The organism is Methanolinea mesophila, from assembly GCF_017873855.1.
Classification (GTDB): domain Archaea; phylum Halobacteriota; class Methanomicrobia; order Methanomicrobiales; family Methanospirillaceae; genus Methanolinea_B; species Methanolinea_B mesophila.
Genome location: NZ_JAGGKR010000001.1, coordinates 24,645 through 45,324, shown reverse-complemented (window position 1 = coordinate 45,324; position 20,680 = coordinate 24,645). Strand labels below are relative to the sequence as shown.

Annotated in this window: 18 protein-coding genes and 2 tRNA genes; 16 read left to right on the top strand and 4 right to left on the bottom strand. The window is 57.8% G+C overall.

Going from position 1 to position 20,680, the window contains the following annotated elements; all coding sequences use genetic code 11:
* Window positions 1-24 precede the first annotated feature (24 nt).
* From pyrB to J2741_RS00210, 5 genes are all read left to right on the top strand, one after another.
* A complete protein-coding gene (gene pyrB, locus J2741_RS00230; RefSeq protein WP_209672964.1) occupies window positions 25-921 on the top strand; it encodes an aspartate carbamoyltransferase in 897 nt (298 codons plus the stop codon).
* Entirely contained in the window at window positions 918-1,385 is a 468-nt protein-coding gene (gene pyrI / locus J2741_RS00225; RefSeq protein ID WP_209672962.1) for an aspartate carbamoyltransferase regulatory subunit, read from the top strand. Before pyrB ends, pyrI begins: the two co-directional genes overlap by 4 nt.
* A gap of 78 nt (window positions 1,386-1,463) precedes the next feature.
* Window positions 1,464-2,123 carry a tetratricopeptide repeat protein gene (locus J2741_RS00220; protein ID WP_209672961.1) on the top strand — a complete coding sequence of 220 codons (660 nt, stop codon included), beginning with the start codon at window positions 1,464-1,466 and terminating at the stop codon, window positions 2,121-2,123.
* Window positions 2,124-2,378: 255 nt separating this feature from the next.
* A complete protein-coding gene (locus J2741_RS00215) occupies window positions 2,379-2,612 on the top strand; it encodes a DUF2164 domain-containing protein (RefSeq protein WP_209672960.1) in 234 nt (77 codons plus the stop codon).
* A 317-nt stretch (window positions 2,613-2,929) separates the two neighbouring features.
* Window positions 2,930-3,085: a hypothetical protein gene (locus tag J2741_RS00210; RefSeq protein WP_209672958.1), complete on the top strand. Its 156-nt coding sequence runs from the start codon at window positions 2,930-2,932 to the stop codon at window positions 3,083-3,085.
* A 98-nt stretch (window positions 3,086-3,183) separates the two neighbouring features.
* Here J2741_RS00210 and J2741_RS00205 read toward each other — a convergent pair whose 3' ends face one another.
* Window positions 3,184-3,648, bottom strand: coding sequence for a phosphopantetheine adenylyltransferase (locus tag J2741_RS00205; RefSeq protein WP_209672956.1), 465 nt, complete (start codon window positions 3,646-3,648; stop codon window positions 3,184-3,186).
* 30 nt (window positions 3,649-3,678) lie between these two features.
* On the opposite strand from J2741_RS00205, the gene J2741_RS00200 reads away from it, so the two are divergent.
* From J2741_RS00200 to J2741_RS00185, 4 genes are all read left to right on the top strand, one after another.
* Window positions 3,679-4,170: a gamma carbonic anhydrase family protein gene (locus J2741_RS00200; RefSeq protein ID WP_209672954.1), complete on the top strand. Its 492-nt coding sequence runs from the start codon at window positions 3,679-3,681 to the stop codon at window positions 4,168-4,170.
* Window positions 4,163-5,437: a CoB--CoM heterodisulfide reductase iron-sulfur subunit A family protein gene (locus J2741_RS00195; protein WP_209672951.1), complete on the top strand. Its 1,275-nt coding sequence runs from the start codon at window positions 4,163-4,165 to the stop codon at window positions 5,435-5,437. Before J2741_RS00200 ends, J2741_RS00195 begins: the two co-directional genes overlap by 8 nt.
* Window positions 5,438-6,487: an S-methyl-5-thioribose-1-phosphate isomerase gene (mtnA, locus tag J2741_RS00190; RefSeq protein ID WP_209672949.1), complete on the top strand. Its 1,050-nt coding sequence runs from the start codon at window positions 5,438-5,440 to the stop codon at window positions 6,485-6,487. It begins immediately after the preceding gene.
* Between the two features lie 72 nt (window positions 6,488-6,559).
* Window positions 6,560-7,264, top strand: coding sequence for a DUF116 domain-containing protein (locus tag J2741_RS00185; RefSeq protein ID WP_209672947.1), 705 nt, complete (start codon window positions 6,560-6,562; stop codon window positions 7,262-7,264).
* A 160-nt stretch (window positions 7,265-7,424) separates the two neighbouring features.
* On the opposite strand, the gene J2741_RS00180 is transcribed toward J2741_RS00185, so the two are convergent.
* Window positions 7,425-8,264 carry a geranylgeranylglycerol-phosphate geranylgeranyltransferase gene (locus J2741_RS00180; protein ID WP_209672945.1) on the bottom strand — a complete coding sequence of 280 codons (840 nt, stop codon included), beginning with the start codon at window positions 8,262-8,264 and terminating at the stop codon, window positions 7,425-7,427.
* 328 nt (window positions 8,265-8,592) lie between these two features.
* Window positions 8,593-8,667 (bottom strand) — tRNA-Arg (locus J2741_RS00175).
* Window positions 8,668-8,732: 65 nt separating this feature from the next.
* Here J2741_RS00175 and J2741_RS00170 point away from each other — a divergent pair.
* Together J2741_RS00170 and J2741_RS00165 are read left to right on the top strand one after the other, a co-directional pair.
* Window positions 8,733-9,842 carry a tRNA (guanine(10)-N(2))-dimethyltransferase gene (locus J2741_RS00170; protein ID WP_209672943.1) on the top strand — a complete coding sequence of 370 codons (1,110 nt, stop codon included), beginning with the start codon at window positions 8,733-8,735 and terminating at the stop codon, window positions 9,840-9,842.
* 90 nt (window positions 9,843-9,932) lie between these two features.
* A complete protein-coding gene (locus J2741_RS00165; RefSeq protein ID WP_209672942.1) occupies window positions 9,933-10,535 on the top strand; it encodes a hypothetical protein in 603 nt (200 codons plus the stop codon).
* A gap of 127 nt (window positions 10,536-10,662) precedes the next feature.
* Here J2741_RS00165 and J2741_RS00160 read toward each other — a convergent pair whose 3' ends face one another.
* Window positions 10,663-11,775 carry an OBG GTPase family GTP-binding protein gene (locus J2741_RS00160; protein ID WP_209672940.1) on the bottom strand — a complete coding sequence of 371 codons (1,113 nt, stop codon included), beginning with the start codon at window positions 11,773-11,775 and terminating at the stop codon, window positions 10,663-10,665.
* A 467-nt stretch (window positions 11,776-12,242) separates the two neighbouring features.
* On the opposite strand from J2741_RS00160, the gene J2741_RS00155 reads away from it, so the two are divergent.
* The 5 genes from J2741_RS00155 (at window position 12,243) to J2741_RS00135 (ending at window position 20,664) form a co-directional block, all read left to right on the top strand.
* On the top strand, window positions 12,243-12,653 hold the full coding sequence (locus J2741_RS00155) for a nuclear transport factor 2 family protein (RefSeq protein ID WP_209672938.1): 411 nt from the start codon (window positions 12,243-12,245) through the stop codon (window positions 12,651-12,653).
* Between the two features lie 99 nt (window positions 12,654-12,752).
* A tRNA-Glu gene (locus tag J2741_RS00150) sits at window positions 12,753-12,827 on the top strand.
* Window positions 12,828-13,333: 506 nt separating this feature from the next.
* On the top strand, window positions 13,334-14,173 hold the full coding sequence (locus J2741_RS00145) for a methyltransferase domain-containing protein (RefSeq protein WP_209672936.1): 840 nt from the start codon (window positions 13,334-13,336) through the stop codon (window positions 14,171-14,173).
* A gap of 391 nt (window positions 14,174-14,564) precedes the next feature.
* Window positions 14,565-17,600 carry a chemotaxis protein CheB gene (locus J2741_RS00140; protein WP_245249304.1) on the top strand — a complete coding sequence of 1,012 codons (3,036 nt, stop codon included), beginning with the start codon at window positions 14,565-14,567 and terminating at the stop codon, window positions 17,598-17,600.
* A gap of 193 nt (window positions 17,601-17,793) precedes the next feature.
* On the top strand, window positions 17,794-20,664 hold the full coding sequence (locus tag J2741_RS00135) for a PAS domain S-box protein (protein ID WP_209672934.1): 2,871 nt from the start codon (window positions 17,794-17,796) through the stop codon (window positions 20,662-20,664).
* The last annotated feature ends 16 nt before the right edge of the window (window positions 20,665-20,680 follow it).

The following is a 20,680-nucleotide window of genomic DNA, read 5'->3' as shown; positions in this document are numbered from 1 at the left end:
GTCTCCCGGTAACGGGGCGAGCACGTGACGCATATCATCTCCATACGGGACCTGAAAAGAGAGGAGATCGACTTCCTTTTGTCGGAAGCCGGTCGGATACAGGAGCGTTGTTTTGATGAACATGCCTTGAACGGCAAGATTCTTGCCCTTCTGTTCTTCGAGCCGAGTACCCGGACGAGGATGTCGTTCGAGGCGGCGATGGCCCGTCTCGGTGGCACGTCGCTCTCCGTGGGGAGCGTGGAGGCGAGCTCCATGGCGAAGGGCGAGACCCTTGCCGACACCATCCGGGTGGTGAGCGGGTACGCGGACGCTATCGTGCTCCGTCACCCCAAGGAAGGCGCAGCCCGGCTCGCGAGCGAGTTCGCATCCGTCCCTGTGATCAACGCAGGCGACGGGGCCGGGCAGCACCCCTCGCAGACCCTGCTCGACCTCTATACCATCCGGCAGTCCATGCCGCTCGAAAGGATCCGTATCGGGCTTCTCGGGGACCTCCGCTACGGGAGAACTGCCCATTCGCTCGCGTATGCACTCTCCCTCTACCACGCGACGATCTTTTCCATCACCCCCACAGGGCTGGAACTCCCCGACGCCCTGGTCCGGGAGCTCGCCGCCCACGGCACCGAAGTGATCTGCTGCGACAACGTGGAGGACGTGGTGCGGGACCTTGACGTCCTCTACGTGACCAGGATCCAGCGTGAGAGGTTTCCGGACTCTGCCTCCTACTTCAAGGTCGCCTCGAGTTACCGGATCACTCCCGAACTTCTCACCGGGGTGAAGGACCACCTGATCGTCCTCCATCCCCTCCCCCGGGTGGACGAGATCGACCCCCGGGTGGACAGCCTGCCCTATGCCCGGTACTTCGAACAGTCCTGGAACGGCATCCCGGTCCGTATGGCGATGCTCCAGCGGGTGATGAAATGAAAGACGAGACCGCACAACAGGGGCTCCTGATCAGCCCCATCAAGAACGGAACGGTGATCGACCATATCACCGGGGGAGAGGCGCTCAACGTGCTGAAGATCATCGGCATCACCGGCACCACCCACGAATGCCTCTCGGTGGCGACGAACGTGAAGAGCCGCATAATGGGGAAAAAGGACATCGTGAAGATCGAGAACCGCGAGCTTCGGGAGGAAGAGGTCGACCGTATCGCGCTCATCGCCCCGAATGCGTCGATCAACATCATCCGGGACTACAAGGTCTTCGAGAAGAAAGGGGTCACCATCCCGGCCCTGCTGGTGGGAATCGTCCGCTGCCCGAACCCCGGATGTATCTCCAATACCAACGAACCGATCCAGTCCCGTTTCGAGGTGGTGCCGAACGGACTCCACTGCCTCTACTGCGACTGGGTAATCACCCGGGACATCACCGGCCACATCATCTGAACCCCGGATCGCCACGGGAAAGGAGATATTCTTTCATCTCCACTTTTTTAGTGACAACCATTACGGTACCGTGATCTCATGCAACGACGCATCCTGATCCCCGCCCTCCTCGCGGGGTTTATCATCCTCAGCCTGGCGGGAGTCGCTCCTGCACTGGCGGACAACCAGAAAGCCATCGAATACTATAACAACGGCGTGGAGCTCGCCTACCAGGGGAACTTCACCCAGGCACTCGAACAGATCGACCTTGCGCTCGCGGAGAACCAGAATTTCACCCTGGCCCTGACGACCAAGGCAGGGATCCTCAACAGCCTGGGTCAGTACCAGGAGGCGCTCAACGTTTCCGACCAGGCCATCGCGCAGAACCAGAGCCTGCCCTACGCGTGGGTGAACAAGGCGACGGCATTGATCAACCTGGGGATGCCTGACGAAGCGCTGAACGCGAGCGAGCAGGCGATCGCGATCGACCCGACCATACCCGAGGCATGGATCGACAAAGGATCGGCACTGCTCGACCTGGGACGGTACGCGGAGTCCGTCCAGGCGTCGAGGCAGGCCCTGCAGCTCGACCCGAACTCTCCCGTAGCACTGGTCAATTACCAGCTGGCCCAGGCGATGATCACCCCGGAAACCCCCGGGAATCCCACCGATACGAAGGCACCGGTGAACCCCTGGTTCGCGGTTGTGGCGCTTGGAGTTGCGGGAGCAGGCGCCATCTATTTACGGAAATACCGGTAATCCCTGACCGGCTCCCATTCCTTTCCCTGGATTGCGGGAGGGTATCTCGAGGTTCTCATCTTGGGGAAAGGGACAGGATTAAAAGCCCCGGGTGAGATTCTTTTTTTAAAAGAAAATTTTTAAAAGAAAACACTACAGGCAAAGAAACCTCATAAGAAGATTCAATCCGGGTCTGTGAGAAGTCGGCAATCTGACCGGGTCTCCGGATGAATTAATTAAGTAATCACGAGCCGATTTTTAAGGGGGATGCGCTGAATGCGGAAGGAAAATTCTATCAAAGTCTCAAAAGAACAAAAAGACGAGATGATATCGGAGATAAAGAATTATTTTTCACACGAGCGGGAAGAAGAAATTGGGGATCTGGCTGCAATTCTGTTTTTTGACTTTATCATGGAGAAACTTGCACCGGAATTTTACAACCAGGGCGTCTTTGATTCTTACACCTACATGAAAGAGGCCGCTGAAGACCTCATGTCGATCCAGAAATGACAATCGAATGCGATGTCGTTCGAATGCGACATGCGATTGGCAGCACCACATCGCAATTTTTTTGTTCGCTCCCGGTTTCTACCAGGATTTATTCATATTCCGATCTTTTCACGGTGACTGGATGTGTGCACCGCAACCGGAGTCGTCACAAAAAAAGTGATGCTGAGGGTATCAGCATATGATTTTTTAGTGCTCCCTATTAATTAGTCGGATGCGGGGGGTTCGTTTCTGTATCCCTTCCGCATATGATCTGACCCTCGTGAACTATGACCGACGGGACCGGTACGCGGAATAACGTCATTTTAAGGGGGATCCTTATGAATTTCCCATGGATTGCGGTCACCACCACCGCCGCGGATCGGGGGGCGGAGGAAACCGGGAAGAAAGGGATCGTGCCCCCCGAATGGCCGGATCCGGGAGGTTCCCGCGTTCCCGAGGGGGGGGAATCGCGGGTGACTGTTGCATCAGAATGAGCCCGTTGGAATTTACCGAGGCCGGATAACCCCCTGCCGTACGGGGAGAAGGTCGAACCGAATTCACGCGAGCCCGTGAACCGGGGATTTCGAGCGACTCACGGCTCGTTGAGAAGTTTCCCGTGTTCGTCGATCTCTCCCCGGTAGATCCTGGTGCTCGAGATCCACCTGCCGTCCTCGGCAAGGACGCAGGTGATCTGGTGAATGTCCACTTTTCTCTTCCCCCGCTCTTTACGGAGGATATTGATATCTTTCGCGATAGGGAGCGTCTCCTCGCTCACTACCAGCGCATCGAACTCCGCGTCGAGCGCCGACCCGTACCGGTCGTTCAGCTCCTCGATGGAGAACGATGCAGGAAATCCCTGGTCCAGGATGTAGCGTTCGAGGTTCGCTTTCCGGACCGGGTATGGCTTGATCGGGTGGCTCTTCGCGCTCGCGAACGTGTCGGAGGTAAGCCCGATGATTACCGAACCCTCTCTCCCGGCAAGCTCGAACGAACGGGTGATAAGCCTTTTATGGCCGTCGTGCAGGGGATCGAACGTGCCCCCTACCATAACCTTCATTGGTTTTGATAATTAACTTCCTATGTTATTATGGGTATTGATGCAAATACCGGCCGGGCTGCTTTTATTGCGGGGAACGCCACGGTCCTCGGCGATGTCACCCTCGGGGACGGGGTGAGCGTCTGGTTCGGTGCGGTCGTCAGGGCGGACAAGGACCGGGTAGAGGTCGGAGCCCGGTCGAATATCCAGGACAATGCGGTGGTGCATACCACCACGAACTTCCCGGTCATCATGGGCGAGGATGTGTCGGTAGGACACGGGGCGATCCTCCACGGCTGCACCATCCGGGACCGTGTCCTGGTCGGAATGGGTGCCATCGTGCTCAACGGGGCCGTGGTGGGGGAAGACTCGGTCCTCGGAGCGGGAACGGTAGTCACGGAAAAGGCGGTTATCCCTCCCGGATCGGTGGTGATCGGGGTCCCGGGAAAAGTGGTGAAACAGGCATCCGAGGACCAGAAACGGCATATAGTACAGAACGCGAAGGCATACCGCGAACTCGCGGAGCGGTACCGCCATGGGTGACGTGGTCGTGGTCGGTGCCGGGGTCGCCGGCATCCAGGCGGCGCTGGACCTCGCGAACCATGGGATTACCGTGCACCTGGTGGAGCGGGAGCCAACCATCGGGGGGCACATGGCCCAGCTGGACAAGACTTTCCCCACGAACGACTGTTCGATGTGCATCCTCTCCCCGAAGATGATGGAGGTGCTCCGCCACAAAAATATCAGGCTCTATACCTGTGCGGAAGTCACCGCCATCGAGGGTGAGGTGGGGAATTTTACGGTGACCATCAGGAAGAACCCCCGCTACGTAGACGAGGAGCTGTGCAACGGATGCGGCGACTGTATCCAGATCTGCCCGGTCGAGGTGTACAACCGGTACGATGCGGGGATGGGGGTCCGGAAAGCCATCTACAAGCCTCACCAGCAGGTGGTCCCCGACGTGGTGATCAAGGACCAGGAGCACTGTATCGAGTGCGGGCTCTGTTACGACGCATGCGACCGGGGAGCGATAAAAAAGGAAGACGAAGCGCGGGAATTCTCCGTTTCCGCGGCAAGCATAGTGATTACCACCGGGTACCAGGTATTCGATGCCACGAGAAAGGAGCAGTTCCGTTACCTCCGGCAGCCCGACGTGGTGACCAGCCTCGAGTTCGAGCGCCTGATCAGCGCAAGCGGCCCGACGGGCGGAGAGTTACGGAAGCTCTCGACCGGGGAACCGCCCCGAAGCGTCGTCTTCGTCCAGTGTGTCGGCTCACGTGACGTCCCTCTCGACCGGCCCTACTGTTCGGGGGTCTGCTGCATGTACGCCATGAAGAACGCCATGCTGATCCGGGAGAAACACCCCGAGATCGAGGTGACCATCCTCTACATGGACGTCAGGGCGTACGGCAAAGGATACGAGGAGTATTTCGAGCGGGCAAAGTCCCTCGGAGTCAGGTTCCTCCGGGGTATGCCCGGCGAGATCAGCATGGACGCGAACGGCATGACCATCCGGGTGGAGAACACCGAGACCGGTGAGATGGAGACCCTCACCCCCGACCTGGTGGTCCTCTCCGTGGGGCTCGAGCCGGTGAAGGATGCAGGCGAGATCGCGGAGAAGTTCGGGATCTCCCGAGAACCGACCGGGTTCTTCAGGTCCCCCGACGACGCGATGGCCCCGGTGGAAACGGTGCGCCCCGGGATCTACATCGCAGGCACCTGCGCCGCACCGAAAGACATCCCCGACTGCGTGGCGCAGGGGGAAGCGGCGGCAATGCGGGCGTTTATCGACGCCATCCGGGAGGAGTAGATGAAAACGGTGGAGACCATATCCTGGGACGAGGCCGACCAGGCGGTCCACCTCATCGACCAGACCCGTCTCCCGGGGGCCTACCGGAACGTGCGGTGCGCCTCGGTCGACCGTCTCGTCCGGGCGATCCAGAGGCTCGAGGTGCGGGGTGCTCCCGCACTCGGGGTCGCGGGAGCGCTCGGGGTGGCACTGGCTGCCCGGAAGATCCCGGACAAAGACTTCCGGAACTTCAGCGAAAAGCTCTCCGCCGATGCGGAACGACTCAGGAACGCACGACCTACGGCGGTCAACCTCTCCTGGGGAGTCGACCGGGTCATGGCCAAGGCAGGGAAAGGACTCTCGGTGAAGGAGGTCAGGGAACTGACCCTGTCCGAGGCTCTGGCGGTTGCCGAGGAGGACGCGAGGAGCTGCCATGCCCTCGGGGCCGCCGGTGCCGCGATCCTTCCCGACCAGTGCACCGTCCTTACCCACTGTAATGCGGGAGCGCTCGCCTGCAAGGAATGGGGGACCGCGCTCGGGGTGGTCAGGTCTGCGGTCGAGGCCGGGAAGAAGGTCAGGGTGATCGCCTGCGAGACCCGCCCCCTGCTCCAGGGAGCCCGTCTCACCGCCTGGGAACTCCAGCGGGACGGGATCGACGTCACGGTCGTACCAGACTCGTCGGCGGCGTACCTCATGCGTCTCGGGATGATCGACGTGGTCGTGGTGGGAGCGGACAGGGTCACCCGCGATGTGGTGTTCAATAAAATCGGGACCTATATGCACGCTATCTGCGCCATGCACCACAAGATCCCGTTCTATGTCGCGGCACCGCTCTCCACCTTCGACCCGGACCGGACTGAGCGCGAGGTCGAGGTCGAACAGCGGGGGAGAGACGAAGTGGCGACCTTCGGAGGGGTGGAGACGGTCCCTCACGGAGTCCCGGTACTGAACTACGGGTTCGATGCGACCCCGCTCTCACTGGTACGGGGGATTGTGACCGAGATCGGGGTGCTCGCGCCTCCGCTGGACTGGGATCTCGTCGTGAAAGAACGGGAGCGCCATTCGCCCTGACGGGGCGTTTACCGGGCGCGGGCCCGTACATTCGGAAGAGTATTTAATCTCTCCCGCATCATCTTTTGCCGAATGGTGAGCGATCTTTCCCTTTGGAGCCAGGTCATCTTCATTATCGGGGAGATCACGGTCATCGTCATCCTCGGGATCATTTTTATCGCATTCCTCCTGGTGGGGATCTCCCTGTACTCCATCCACCGGGGAAGGCCCTATTTTCCCCGGTTTTTAAAAGCCGGGATGGTGTTCCTTGAAGGAGTGGCGCGGGTCATCTTCCGGATCTTCGGCCTCGAGGACCGGGAGGTCCTCTCGTTCTTCATCCAGATCCAGAATGCCATCAACAAAGGCCCGTTCGAGGCGGTCCCGGTGGAAGACCGGGCGGTGTTTTTCCCCCAGTGCCTGCGGTCGTCCCGGTGCCCGGCCCACCTCACCCCCGAGGGACTGAAATGCCGGAGCTGCGGGCAGTGTTCGCTCGGGTACTGGCGCCAGATCCTGGAACAGATCGGGTACAGGGTGTTCATCGTGCCGGGGTCCTCCTTCATCAAGCGGATGGTAAAGAAGTACCATCCGCGGGCGATAATCGGTGTCGGGTGCCTGGGCGAGGTGAAAGAAGGGCTCGAGATGGCGGACAAGATCGGGTTGATCCCCATGGGGGTGGTCACCACCCGGGAAGGATGCGTGGAGACCGACGTGAACTGGGACGACGTTATGGAGGTCGCCCTCCTGGGCATCGACCGGGCGAAGGTCCCCGAAGAGGTCCGTCATTACCTCCCCGCCTGATCCGGGTCCGGGTATGGGGGCGTGCTCCCGGGAGTGCCAAAAAGAATAGAGAATTTTTACAAAAACCCTTTCTTAAAGTAGCTGATTTCCGAATCCGGGAGAATATGCCCGGAATATGCATTCTACCGAAAAATCCCGTGTATCTGTCTCCCCTGCAAGGTCACAGCAGGAGCGCCGCAACGAGGAACACGACCAGTGAGGCGAACATCCCGTACTTGAGCAGGGATGCCGACCTGCTCTTCTTCACGCATCCCGAGTCCCGGCAGGATACCGACCGCAGGACCGAATACACGATGAAGAGATCGACCGGGACGATCCCCGCGAGATACAGCGGTCCCCACCAGGATACAGGCAGGGCACTCGCCGCGACTGCACAAAGAATGAATGCGAACGCGAGAAGGACCGTAACCCTGACGCCGTAGCGGATAGGGACGGTCGACGCTCCCTGGAGCGAATCTCCTTCCACGTCCTCCGCGTCCTTGAGAAGTTCCCGGGTCACCATCGCGAGGAGGGTGATCAGGAATACCGGCGCTGCGTGCACGAGCCCGGTGGTACCGGCAAGAGCTCCCCCAAAGAGGAATATGGAGCCCGCGAGGTAGGATACGGCAAGGTTCCCGAGGAACGGGGTCTTTTTGAGTTTTACTGCATAGACGACCAGCACGAACGAATTAATGACCGCGATGGCTGCGCAGAGCGGGGTGGTGAAGAACGAGACCGCGACACCGGCGAGGAAGAGTGCCCCCGCAAAGTACAGCGCACCGTTCCTGCTCACTGCTCCGGAGGGGATAGGCCTTTCGGGGCGGTTCACCCTGTCGATCTCCACATCGGACCAGTCGTTGATGGTGTTCCCCGCCCCTGTCACCAGCAGTACGACCAGGAAGAGGAGAAATGCCTCAGGGACGAGAGTGCCGGTGGCTATGATGTACCCGATCACCGCCGCGATCCCTGCAACGACGGAGTTTGCCGGACGGATTATCCGGATATAGCCTGATACCTGCATCTCCTTACCGCCGCGGGTTTGAGCGGACCTCCGGCGACATGCGCCAGGCATTATAACGTCGGTCCGGTTCCCCTGCCATGTTCGTGATAAATTGTTCGACCGCGGACCATTCAAATTTACCTGTCAAAGTTGGCCTGGAGCGCCCTGAGAACAACGACTGGGAACATTTTTTGGCGGACCTGCCTTAAACCGAGAACATGGAAGGATTCCGGATATCCGAACCCCGTATCGGAAGGAACTCTTTAACCGGGGGGGTCGTTACCCCGCAGAGCGTGCGGAGTCATGCAATGGGACGGCTCGCGTGAAGCACCCGAAGGAAAGAAGCAAACGGGCGTGGGGGGATTTGAACCCCCGACCTATAGCTTAGGAGGCTACCGCCCTATCCTGGCTAGGCCACACACCCACTGGGCCTATATCAATTGACAAGGAGAAGGTATAAGGTTAACGAACCTCCACACATTGTGGAATATGGATTTTACCGAGATTTGTGAGGGAAAAACCTGTTTTGTCGTCCCCCGGCAGGACGAGTCCTCACACTTCCCGCCCGGCACGGCACCCGTTTTCTTCAACCCGAGAATGGAGATAAACCGGGACGCAACCGTCCTCACTCTCTCCCTCGTCCGCCCCGAGCATTACCTCGATGCCATGGGTGCCACAGGGGTCAGGGGGCTCCGGGTCTCGGTGGAATGCGGGATCCCGGTTACCATCAACGACCGGTCCGACGAGGCCCTCGCCCTCATCCGGGAGAACGTGTACCGGGCAGGGGGAGGGGTGGAGGTGGTCCAGGAGGACGCCAACGTCCTCCTCTCCCGGCGGAGGTTCGATGCGGTCGACCTGGACCCCTTCGGCACTCCCGCGTTCTTCGTCGATTCCGCGGTCCGGGCCGCCGGAAGGTACCTCTTCGTCACCGCCACCGACACCGCCCCGCTCTGCGGTGCTCACCAGAAGGCCGGGATGCGCCGCTACTTCGCCCGGGTCCTGAACAACGAGTACCATGCCGAGACGGGGCTCCGCGTACTCATGGGATTTATCGCCCGGGAAACGGTCAAGTACGACAGGGGGATCTCCCCGCTCTTCTGTTTTGTCAGGGAACATTTCGTCCGGGTCCATTTCCGGGTACACTACGGGGCCGGACAGGCCGACCGGACCATGGAACACCTCGGCCACGTGTACCAGTGTCCCGCGTGCCCGTTCCGCACCGAACGCCGGGGACTCCTCCCGGAGCCGGTGGAATGCCCCCGATGCGGTGCCGGGCTTGTCCCCCAGGGACCGCTCTGGCTCGGGAGGGTGCAGGATCACGACCTCCTCGACAGGATGCGTACCGCCCTGCCGGGAATGACCCTGGGCAGCGCGAAGGACCTGGATCGCCTTCTTCAGATCTGCAGGGAGGAACCGGACCTCTCCTTCCATTACGATTATCACCGGCTCGCGAAATTTGAAGGGATATCGCCCCCTCCGATCGACCAGCTCCTCGAACGGTTGCGGGAACGAGGATACCTCGCCACCCGGGCCCACTATTCCGGGTACGCGATAAAAACGGATGCACCACTGGATATTCTCCTTGCGGCACTCAGATAATCCGGGTCTCCTGGGATGATTAGTGATTATCCGATAGCGGCAGTATAAAAAACGGAATCTCTTTACGCGAAAATTTTTAAATCTCCGTTCATGAAATCCTTTGACCAGATGAAGATTGTATTGCCGTTTGTAGTGCTCCTGGGGATCCTCTTTGCCACCGGGTGCGTCCAGTCACCCGGCGGGGCTCCCGGAACCCCGACCGTCACCACGGCACCCGCCACGCTCACCGCGGTCTCCACCGCGGTCCCCTTGAACACCACCCTCCCGATGGAAGACCAAAAAGCGGAAGCGACCTCTCTCGCTGCAAAATTTGCCGGCGAAATTAACGGGACCCTGCTTGGAACCGCCTACCGCGAGGGACCGAACTCCACGGCCTACATACAGGTCGTCGACCAGCTGAAGAGTTTCCAGGCGTCGGACAGCCGGATTGCCTATGTGTACACGCTCGAACAGGTAAACGGGAGTGTCGTATTCGTTGCGGATGCAAACTACGGGCTGCCTGACGGTTCCGGCTACCTCGCGGCCTACCCGGACGCCCCTGTCGAGCTGGGAGAGCCGGTGCGCTCACCCATTGGAGCAGGTCCCTACACAGACTCCTGGGGCACTTTCGTCTCAGGATACGCTCCTGTAACCCCTGGACTTAACGAGACCCGGATCATTATCGCGGTCGATATCAGGGTCGAAAAACCCTGAACTTTTTAAAATTATAGGGATCGCGTGTTTGCGAAGTGTTGGTAAAATAACCGTTATCCTACCGAAAGTTCCGCCCTCAGGGATGCCCATGGAGGGTTGCCCTCGTTCCCGGACTACCGGACCAGTATCAATGCTCGATAATTATCGTGAGCAGGTCGCCTTCCCTGAGACGGTGCACAAGTCCCACTCTCTGGCCGGGATGCTTCACCGAACGGCCCCACACTCTTGCGAACCGGAACCGGTCCACGAAATCACGATGGAGCTTCCTGCACACGTCCTCGACCGTGCTGCCGGTACGGACGATCAGTGGTTCCTCGAGGTCCGCCTCCCCTGACTGGGGCTTTAAATATACCCGCATGAACCCGAGACTCTGGTAGATCTCCTCCTTGAGCTCCTCCATGTGGAATCCGGTGGCGGCGGAGATCATCGCCGGGTTCATCGCGAAGCGCCGGTTGATATCGTCTTCTATGGCGGTCTTCACCTTCTCGTCGACGAGGTCCACCTTGTTCACGGCGATGATCGCCGGGATATAGACCCTGTTCCCCATCATGGCGTCGATCAGCTCGTCCTGCGTCGCATTGCCACGGATCAGGATCTCGGCGTTCATCATCTTGTTCTCGGAGAGGATGCTCCTGATCTCGTCGAGGTCGAGGTCGAGCGCCCCCACGGCACTCACCTTCACCCCCCCGTAGGCGGTCTTCTTGATGGTGATGTCGGGGCGTTCCTTGTTGATCCGGATCCCTGCATCGTAGAGTTCCTTCATCAGCACGTCGACGTGCCCCTGGTTGTACACGTCCACCAGGATCACGATCATGTCCGCGCTCCGGACCACTCCGATGACCTCCTTGCCTCTCCCTTTTCCCATGGCGGCCCCGGCGATCAGACCGGGGATATCGAGGATCTGGATCCGGGCCCCTTTGTACTCAAGGGCTCCGGGGACCACGGTAAGGGTGGTGAACGCGTACGCCCCCACCTCGCTCTTCGTCCCGGTGAGCTGGTTGAGGAGGGTACTCTTACCGGTCGAGGGGAACCCCACCAGCACCACGGTGGCGTCACCCGATTTCTTGACCGAGTACCCTTCCCCTCCCCCGGAGGATTTCATGGCCCGGTTCACCGCTTCGTCGCGGAGCTTGGCGATCTTGGCCTTTACCCGCCCGATATGCTTCGAAGTGGCCTTGTTGTAGGGCGTCCGCTGGAGTTCGTCCTCGAGTTCGCGGATCTCGTCCTCAAGCCCTGCCATGAGTGTCTCTATATTAATGGCAGGATTTGCCAGAAAAACCTGTGGGTTGTATGCAGGAATCCTTGCGGATTTCCGCATCGGGACGAACGGAATTCCATTGCCTCGCGAAAACACCGTGCCCGCCAAGGCACTACAAACCCTGATCAGCACACAGAGGTATGACCGTGAGGGATGAATTGAAGAAAACTCAGTGCTGCACCGGGTTCCTGCCCGTCCCTCAAGGAATCCTCAGCCCCGGTGAAAGAATGCACGGGCGCATTAACCGGTGCAAAGAACACGCCGGAATCCGGGCTCATAAGATCCACATCATCCGGCTTTTCCGTCCGGGTCACTGCCTACGACCGTCGGTTATCCGGACAGGCCCTGAATCATGCATGAATCGCCCGCAATCCCACTGTCTGAAGATCCCGCCTCCCGGGACAAAATTTTTATTCCGTGATCACAGTCAGAAGAATGTGGGGAATCAGATGACGGGTATCGATGGGGCGACAAGAAAAGAGATCGAGCGCACGATCAATGCGCTGATGGCGGATATCGTGTCCGCGGCGGAGACGGGGAACTGGGCGAAGACGTTTACCCGCCTGACCCGGAAGCCGGGCGGGATGTTCTTTTTAAATAACCGTCATTATACCCTTAAATCGCTTCTCGCGTTCTTCGGGGAGGAATACGGGGGGACGAAGAGTTTGAGGCTGCGGGTGGTGAAATCCGAGATTCTCGTGTTCTCCCCCCAGTCGGCCGTGTGGATCGGGTACGGGGACGGGCAGATTCAGCGGGACGATGCAGCCCCGGAGACCACCTACTCCTTCACCGAGACATGGCTCTGGCAGAAGATCGACGGGGAGTGGACGGTCACCCATTACCACGAGTCGACCGGGTAACCCGGGGAAACCGAACCTGCAATCCCCCGGGAATCTCCAATTCCAGGTATGGAATCAACATATTTATTTAGCACTAGGCCTGATGTTATAGAGCAATTTGCTGCTATAGTGTAGTCCGGCCAATCATGCGGGCCTCTCACGCCCGCGACTGGGGTTCGAATCCCCATAGCAGCATAAATTCGTTCATGGTTTCATTCCTGTTTTAATAAAATTTGATTGTGGAATGTGAGGGATTCACTTCTCACGATAGGCAAAAATCTATAACTGTTTCCGGATGGGAACTACGAGTATGTCGCGGAGAATTTGCCCGAAATGTGGCAAGGATATAACGTGTCCGTATTGCAAAGGAAGGAGTTCTACAACAAAAGTGACCCGCTTTTGCACGCATTGCGGAGGATTAGGTGTAATACCGCATGATTGCATCGAAAGGTTCGCTTCATATTAAAGAATCAACAGATATTCGCGCAGGACATCCGTAGTAAAATCCGGGTATTCCTACCGGTATCCCATCAGGATAAGAGATTTGTCACTCTCCCTTCTGCCGTTCCTGCTGTGGCACAATTACCGCTCGCGGGATTATTCGTGGATGCGAACTCAATTCTTCGAATCTCATGTGAATGTGACCTCAGCAGCTTCGATTTTGATACCCAGGCATTCGGAAACCGGCGGCATATTAATGGATGAATTCCAGAGTACGGGTCATGGTAAAGGACGAGTTGTACGACGGGTTCACCCACGTCGATACGACAAAGGAACGCCGTATCTATACCGATTACCTCGAGTTTATCGATTCACTCCGGTGTTTTCGGGAGATCAAGGAGCATACTTACCGCCTGCTCGATCTCCGGGACGGTTCGGCCGTGCTCGAGGCGGGGTGCGGGGTTGGCTTCGACGCCATCCGGCTGGCCTCGATGGTTGGTACGAGGGGGCGGGTGACCGGGGTCGACATAAGCGAAACGATGATCTGCCAGGCCAGATCCTACGTGACGGGAAAAGACCTCCCGCTGGATTTCCTGACCGGTGATCTCCACAAACTGCAGTTCCCCGACAAGTCTTTCGATGCGGTGCGGATCGACCGGACGCTCCAGCATATCGGCGACCCGGGTCCTGTTGTCGCCGAGCTCGCACGGGTGATCCGGCCGGGTGGACGACTCGTGGCGGTCGAGCCCGACTGGGGGTCCCCTCTTTTCGATCCCGCTGACAAGAACGTTACGCGCCGGGTCCTCGATTATTTCTGCGATGTCGTACCGTGCGGGTGGATTGGGAGGCAACTTCCCCGTTTGTTCAGGGACGCAGGGCTCGAAGAGATCTGCATTATACCTCAGCCGGTTGTCATGACCGATTACTCTACGGTGTCAAAGGTGTATGCCCTCCCGGACATGCTCGCCTCGGCGGTCTCCACGGGCGCTCTCTCGGAACGCGAATCCATAGAGTGGTTGCAGGGATTGAAGGACGCGGATGCCGAAGGCCGGTTCCTGTGCGCCTGGATGTTTCTTACGGTCATGGGGATACACCCGTAAACAAATCGAGACCACCGGGTTCGACTATGTGCCGCACATCATGCGAAGGACCAGGCAGTCGCAGTCCGCAACAGACATTTGCCTGCCTGGGATGAGCTGTCGAACCCGGGGGAACCACGACAGATTTTTATTCCTGCGTCCTGATTCATCCCATATATCGGCACGTTTATAGGAGTTCGTATAATTATGCACTTACATACCCTGTCGTTAACTGAGCCGGGATAACCTGGTCCGATGCGAATGACTACGCGGCGGTTCCGATGCGAATATGCAGGGGGACGTTCTCGTTGCATAACGATCGGAGAGGACCCCTCCTGCTGCCAGGGAGAAAGGACCCGTGACGGATCAGGATGATATTAATGATACCAGTTCGTGTGAAATGGCGGATACGATGATGACCCCAGAAACAGATGAGAAAAAGGAGAAAACGGCCACAAAACAAAAGACCACGGCCGTTTCGAAGACGGCCAGGCAGACGAAAAAGAAAAAAGCCGGAAAACGGAACGGAGACGAGTTTCCGATCGTCGGTATAGGTGCATCTGCGGGTGGGCTCGAGGCACTTGAACAGTTCTTAAGCAATACTCCTTCTGATACAGGGATGGCATTCGTTATTGTCCAGCACCTCGATCCCACCCATAAGGGCGCCATGCCGGAGCTCCTCCAGCGTTCGACTGTCATGGAAGTCCAGCAGATCGAGGATGGCATGGATGCACTACCGAACCATGTCTACGTGATACCGCCGAACAAGGACCTGACAATCCTTCACGGGGTCCTTTATCTTGTCGAACCTGCCGCCCCGAGAGGACTCCGCCTCCCTATCGACGCGTTCTTTCGCACGCTCGCAGAAGACCGGAAAGAACTGAGCATAGGGGTCATCCTCTCCGGCATGGGCACCGACGGCACGATGGGGCTTCGTGCGATCAAGGAGAAGATGGGAGGAGTATTCATCCAGGACCCCGACAACGCCCGGTTCGACGGGATGCCGCGAAGTGCAATCGAAGCGGGTGTTGCGGACATCATCGCGTCCGCAGACGAACTGCCGGAGAAGATCCTTATCTATACCCGCCACGTCCCCGCGATCCACGCGCCAGAACCGGAAGTCGAGAAAAAGTCCCTTGGTTCCCTGGCGAAAATATTCATCCTGCTCCGTGAACATACCGGAAACGACTTCTCGCTTTATAAGAAGAGCTCGATGAACCGCAGGATAGAGCGGAGGATGGCGATCCACCAGATAGATAAAATCTCCGGGTATGTCACTTTTTTGCAGGAGAACCCCGGAGAACTCGACCTCCTTTTCCGCGAACTCCTGATCGGGGTCACCAGTTTCTTTCGTGACCCGCCCGTATGGGACCACCTCCGGGACCAGGTGTTAGTCCCCCTCTTAAAGGAACATCCCGAAGGCACCGTATTCCGTGCATGGATCGCCGGCTGTTCGACCGGGGAAGAGGCCTATTCCCTGGCCATCGTGTTCCGGGAAGCCAGGGATAAGGTGAAGACGAACGCGAATTACGGCCTGCAGGTCTTCGCCACCGATCTCGACGCAGACGCTATCGAGAAAGCGAGACAGGGGTATTATCCCCAGAACATCGCCTCAGATGTCACCGTCAAACGGCTCTCGAAGTTTTTTATTGAGGAGAAGAGCGGGTACCGCGTGAAAAAAGATATCAGGGAGATGGTGATCTTCGCCACGCAAAACCTTATCATGGACCCCCCGTTCACTAAACTGGATATTCTCTCCTGCAGGAATCTTTTAATTTACCTTGAGCCGGAACTGCAGAAGAAACTTATTCCCCTCTTCTTCTATTCGCTGAAAGCGGGCGGCGTCCTGCTCCTGGGGAGCGCCGAGACCGTGGGGGCATTCACCAGCCTCTTCACCCCCATCGATGTGAAGATGAGGATCTACAAGAGGATGGATACCTTCATCCTCCCCGAACAGCTCGAGTTTCCCATCTCTTTCTTCCCGAAAAAGCCGAGTCCCCATGAGATCCAAGCCGGAAGCCACCCGGTCATCAATCTCCAGTCCCAGACCGACCGTCTTATCCTGAACCAGTATGCCCCCCCGGCGGTACTCACGACGAAGGAAGGGGATATCCTCTACGTGAACGGCCGTACCGGGAAGTTCCTCGAACCTGCCGCAGGAAAAGCCAACTGGAACATTTTTGCCATGGCCCGCGAAGGGCTTCGCTACGAATTGATCAGCGCGTTCCAGAAAGCGGTGAGAGATCAGACGAGCATTACGGTGAGAAACCTTCCCGTGTCGACGAACGGCGGGGTCCAGAACACGGACTGTACCATCGACGTGATCAAAGAACCGCGGACCCTTGCAGGTCTGGTCCTTATCGTCTTCCAGGATGCGGTACCCCCTCTGAAGGAGAAAACCCCGGAGAAATCAAAACCTGTTTCCAAGACCAAGAGTGTAAGAGTCCAGGAACTTGAGAAAGAGCTGCAGCAGAGTCTCGAGGAACGCCAGACGCTCCGGGAGGAGATGCAGACCTCCCAGGAAGAACTGATGTCCTCGAACGAAGAACTACAGTCCACTAATGAGGAACTGCAGTCCACGAACGAGGAGCTGACCACTTCGAAGGAGGAACTGCAGTCCATGAACGAGGAGCTCCAGACGGTCAATGCCGAACTGCAGGGAAGGCTGGATGAGTTCTCGCGGGCGAGCGATGACATGCGGAACCTGCTCAACAGCACCGAGATAGCGACCATCTTCACCGACGACGACCTGAATATCAGGCGTTTCACACCTTCGGCAGTCAGGATAATCCACCTCATCGATGCGGACGAAGGAAGACCGATCACCGATATCAACTCGGATCTGGTCTATCCCGACCTGGAGAAAGATGCGAAGACTGTTCTTGAAACGCTTGCCTTCGTCGAGAAAGAGATCCCCACGAGGGATAAGCGGTGGTTCCAGGTCCGGATAATCCCCTACAGGACGATAGATAACCTCATCGACGGGCTGGTCATCACCTTCATCGATATGACCGCGGTAAAACAGAAGGAGAAAGAGCTTTCCGCCGCCCGCAAGTTCGCCGAAGCGATTATTTCCACGATGAGAGAACCCCTGCTGGTCCTGAACGATAAAATGAGGGTGGTCACCGCAAACCGCGCGTTCTACCAGACGTTCCATGTGCTCAAGGACGCTACCGAAGATAAAAACCTCTATACCCTGGGGAACGGGCAGTGGGATATTCCCGATCTCCGGAAACTTCTGGAAACGATCCTTCCGGAAAAGACTGTGCTTGATAATTACGAGGTCAGGCATACGTTCCCGAATATCGGCGAAAGGGTGATGCTCCTCAACGCCCGGCAGATTGTCACCGATGAACCTTCGCCGGGTTACATCCTGCTCGCGATAGAAGATATCACGAATCGCACGCAGGAGCCGTGTCAGGGATCTGAGGGTAACAACACCGTATGAGATGCGGAGGGATCAGAACCAACGATGGTGCAGGAACAAACCCTTATTCGGTCCGATGAATTCTTCGGCGGGCATGTGATATATGGCAATGATCGGTCCGGAAGGGGACCGCCCGGGAAGATCAGGCATTCGGTACACCGATAGAATCATCGTACCGGGCCGCAACATGGAAAAATCAGGGGGGAGAACGTGAGTGGGGGAGAAGAAAAGAAAAACCAAAGAATCTGCAGAGGATATTTCCGGGACGCTGCGTGAACGTGCAGAAGAGACGATAAATCTGAAGGCGGCACAAACGCCGCCAGTTTCGCAGATTACCGACGATCAGGCACTGATCCACGAGCTTCAGGTACACCAGGTCGAGCTCGAGCTGCAGAACGAGGATCTGGAACGGGCCCGGAGAGACGCAGAGGTTCTCCGGGAGAAGTACGAAGACCTCTATAACTTCGCACCCGTGGGATATTTCACCGTCGACACTGCCGGAAGGGTTCTCGAGGCGAACCTGACAGGGTGCAGGCTCCTCCGGATCGTGCGGGAGAAGATTCTCGGGAGGCGTTTCCAGTCGTTTCTGCACCAGTCAAGCATCCCGGTTTTCCTTGCGTTTATCGATAACGCCCTTCGGCACGAACAGATGCAGACGTGTGAACTCGAACTCCTCCGTGGTGAGGCAACCCCGGTCTTCATCCGGGTCGACGGGACAGGCGTTCGCGGCACCGAACCTGGAACGAGCCGGGTCCGGATGTCAATCTCAGATGTTACCGCAAGGAAAAAAGAGGAGAATGACCTCCGGGAGAGCGAAGAGCGGTTTCGCACGCTTGCCCGGAACCTTCCGGGGATCGTCTACCGGCTTTATGTCACTCCGGAGGGGAACAGAATGGAGTTCTTCAACGACCAGGTGCCGGTACTGACGGGATATACTCAAAAGGAATTGAAATCGGGGAAGGTCTGCTCCATCGATTCGTTCATTCTGCCGGAGGATCGTGCCCGGGTCCTGGCTGCTGTGGAAGAGGCCATCCTGCAAAATAAACCGTTCGAGGTAGAATACCGCTTCCGCCACAAATCAGGGAGGATCTGCACCTATGTCGAACGCGGGCGCCCGGCGGTGAACCATGGGGGAACCGTCGTATCGATCGACGGAATAATCCTCGATGTCACCGAACGGAGACGAATGCAGGAGGAGGTGAGAAAAAGCCGTGAGCATTACCGCCAGCTGGTCGAGAATATCAGCGACGTTATCCTGACCATTGATCTCCAGGGCATCATCAGGTATGTGAGCCCGGTTATCGGCAGGCTCTACGGGTATTCCCCGGAAGAGGTGACGGGCAAACACTTCAGCCTCTTTGTCCATCCCGATGACCTCCCCCGGGTATCGGAAATCTTCGCCCGGAGGGACGACGGTGAATGCAGCGAAAATGTCTTCAGGATCCTGACCCGGGAAGGGAAGGAACGGAACATCAGGGTCACCGAGACCCCCATCCTGACCGAGGGGACCGTCACAGGGTTCAATTATGTCATGGCGGATATCACGGATCGGGTAATGGCCGAAAAGGCGCTCCGCGAAAGCGAGGAGTTCAACCGCGGTCTCGTGGAGAACCTCCCCGATTTCATCGTTATCTATGACGATAAAGGAATAATCCGGTACGCCAATGCCGCCGCGCTGAACAGTATCGGCCTCCCGGCCGGGCAGGTCATCGGGACCTACGGACCCGCGTACATAGTCGGGGCGCAACGGGACGATGTGGAGCAAAACCTGAAGCGTCGCTTCTCCGGGGAGAACCTCAACCCTTACGAGGTGGAGATCCTGACCGGGCACGACCACAACACGACCGTGATACTCCGGGGTTCGCGCATTACCTACATGAACGAGCCCTGCGTGCTCCTGGTAATGACCGATATTACCGACCGGAAGCGCACAGAAGAGGCAATGATCGAGAGCGAAAAGAGGTATCGAGTGCTCTTCGAGGAATCCCCGGTCTCCCTGTGGGAAGAGGATATTTCCGCGGTGAAATCCTGGATTGACGCAAAACATGAGGAAGGAGTCAAGGACATTTCCGGGCATTTCGCGACCCATCCCGACGACCTGATCGCCTGCACCCGGATGGTAAAGGTGAACAAGATCAATGCGGCGACCAGGGCTATGTACGGGGTAGAATCCGAAGAACCGTTTTCTCAAGGTATCGGTCCGATCTTCACCGGGGATTCCTACGCCGCGTTCCGGGATGAGATCGTGTCCTTCGCCTCCGGAGCTCTCGAATTCCATGGAGAAAGCATCAACTGTAGGCTGAACGGGGAAGCGATGAATATCCTGATCCGGTGCTCCATCGTACCCGGATACGAATCGACCTGGCAAAAGGTCCTGGTCTCGATCATGGATATCACCGACCAGGTCGGAGCCGAAAATGCCCTCCGCCAGGCAAACAAGAAACTCAACCTGCTCTCCGGGATCACCCGGCACGATATCCTGAACCAGGTCGCGATCCTCGAGGGATATCTCGAACTTGCCGGCGACGCGGAAAAAAGCCCCGAAGTGAAGGAATATTTCGGCCACCTGTATCAGGCGGTAAAGACGATTCAGCACCAGATCGAGTTCACCAGGGAATATCAGGAGATTGGGGTCAATGCGTCGACATGGCAGAATATCAGGGATCTGGTAACCGCCGCCGCGAAGGCGTTCGACCTCTCGCAGGTGACCCTGACCGTTACGTGCAGCGGTGCGGAGATATTTGCCGACCCCCTACTGTTGAAGGTGTTCTATAACCTGATCGATAATTCCCTCCGATATGCTCCACCGTTCACGACAATCACGGTCACGTGTCACGAGACCGGCAAGGAAATGACCATAGTATTTGCAGACGACGGGGTCGGGATCCCGCCGGAAGACAAGGCTCATCTCTTCGAACATGGTTTTGGAAAACATACCGGTCTCGGCCTGTTCCTTTCCAGGGAGATCCTGGCGATCACCGGGATCTCCATCGCGGAGAACGGTGAACCGGGAAAGGGAGCGCGGTTCGTTATTTCGGTCCCGAAAGGAGCCTACCGGGGATTCGGGAAGCCCGACACCCGGTAGTTAAGGATACTCCGGG

What these genes read in the sequence shown, in the direction of transcription:
- pyrI (WP_209672962.1), top strand. Translation starts at nt 918, where the DNA reads ATGAAAGACGAGACCGCACAACAGGGGCTCCTGATCAGCCCCATCAAG.
- J2741_RS00220 (WP_209672961.1), top strand. Translation starts at nt 1,464, where the DNA reads ATGCAACGACGCATCCTGATCCCCGCCCTCCTCGCGGGGTTTATCATC.
- J2741_RS00215 (WP_209672960.1), top strand. Translation starts at nt 2,379, where the DNA reads ATGCGGAAGGAAAATTCTATCAAAGTCTCAAAAGAACAAAAAGACGAG.
- J2741_RS00210 (WP_209672958.1), top strand. Translation starts at nt 2,930, where the DNA reads ATGAATTTCCCATGGATTGCGGTCACCACCACCGCCGCGGATCGGGGG.
- J2741_RS00205 (WP_209672956.1), bottom strand. Translation starts at nt 3,648, where the DNA reads ATGAAGGTTATGGTAGGGGGCACGTTCGATCCCCTGCACGACGGCCAT.
- J2741_RS00200 (WP_209672954.1), top strand. Translation starts at nt 3,679, where the DNA reads ATGGGTATTGATGCAAATACCGGCCGGGCTGCTTTTATTGCGGGGAAC.
- J2741_RS00195 (WP_209672951.1), top strand. Translation starts at nt 4,163, where the DNA reads ATGGGTGACGTGGTCGTGGTCGGTGCCGGGGTCGCCGGCATCCAGGCG.
- mtnA (WP_209672949.1), top strand. Translation starts at nt 5,438, where the DNA reads ATGAAAACGGTGGAGACCATATCCTGGGACGAGGCCGACCAGGCGGTC.
- J2741_RS00185 (WP_209672947.1), top strand. Translation starts at nt 6,560, where the DNA reads ATGGTGAGCGATCTTTCCCTTTGGAGCCAGGTCATCTTCATTATCGGG.
- J2741_RS00180 (WP_209672945.1), bottom strand. Translation starts at nt 8,264, where the DNA reads ATGCAGGTATCAGGCTATATCCGGATAATCCGTCCGGCAAACTCCGTC.
- J2741_RS00170 (WP_209672943.1), top strand. Translation starts at nt 8,733, where the DNA reads ATGGATTTTACCGAGATTTGTGAGGGAAAAACCTGTTTTGTCGTCCCC.
- J2741_RS00165 (WP_209672942.1), top strand. Translation starts at nt 9,933, where the DNA reads ATGAAATCCTTTGACCAGATGAAGATTGTATTGCCGTTTGTAGTGCTC.
- J2741_RS00160 (WP_209672940.1), bottom strand. Translation starts at nt 11,775, where the DNA reads ATGGCAGGGCTTGAGGACGAGATCCGCGAACTCGAGGACGAACTCCAG.
- J2741_RS00155 (WP_209672938.1), top strand. Translation starts at nt 12,243, where the DNA reads ATGACGGGTATCGATGGGGCGACAAGAAAAGAGATCGAGCGCACGATC.
- J2741_RS00145 (WP_209672936.1), top strand. Translation starts at nt 13,334, where the DNA reads ATGAATTCCAGAGTACGGGTCATGGTAAAGGACGAGTTGTACGACGGG.
- J2741_RS00140 (WP_245249304.1), top strand. Translation starts at nt 14,565, where the DNA reads ATGATGACCCCAGAAACAGATGAGAAAAAGGAGAAAACGGCCACAAAA.